Raw genomic sequence first — 685 nt, 5'->3', positions numbered from 1 at the left:
ATCTTAGGGTTAACCGATAAATGTCTCGGCTTTAGCCTCCTGCGCCGCTCTTACTCCGAAATCCATTTAGTCGTAGTGCCCCTGACATGTCAAAGGAATGAAAAGTGTCAGGCAGCATTCTTTATTTTTAAAGAAATCGCACTAAGAGAGCCTCTATAAGTGTTTGCATGCTGTTGTTGCTAAAAGCACGATGATTTGACAGCTAAATGACAGACGAAGTAGATGAATTTGTTGATTGACCATCTTGGATACTAAAGGTATTTGACTGCAAAAGCAGTCAAATACCTTCCCGTAGCAAAAGGGCTCGCCTATTGACTGGCGGAAGGCTCATATGTGTTATGCAGATTCGTCGTCGAAATACATGTCCCAACTGATGTTAAGACCAAACTGCACTAATTTTCTCATTAAATTAACATCCATTGACGGACCACCTTGTCCTGTTGAATTCCAAAAACAAAATATATCTACTGAGCATTTCAACTTAACCAAGGAATCCATTTGTTCTTGCTTACCGTAAAGTTTATTAAGAATAATGTCTATGTGTTCTTTATTGTCAGTTGAATTAGATAATTCTTTTGTAGAAAAAGCCCAATAATTGAACTCACGTCTATGTCTGTATTTTGAATCTGGCTCAATTCTCCTTATCAATGTCGGACTAATACCAATAACTTCTGTGATCTTATCA

General features: G+C 37.8%; 1 protein-coding gene. It reads right to left on the bottom strand.

Features of this window, described 5'->3' with window-relative positions:
- Positions 1-336: 336 nt before the first annotated feature.
- Positions 337-685, bottom strand: a 349-nt coding sequence (locus AAEY99_RS21140; RefSeq protein WP_351011937.1) for a DUF4279 domain-containing protein, incomplete at its 5' end; no start/stop codon positions are given.

This window comes from Shewanella sp. S1-58-MNA-CIBAN-0166 (genome assembly GCF_040310085.1).
GTDB lineage: Bacteria > Pseudomonadota > Gammaproteobacteria > Enterobacterales > Shewanellaceae > Shewanella.
This window is presented reverse-complemented; position numbering and strand designations above follow the sequence as displayed.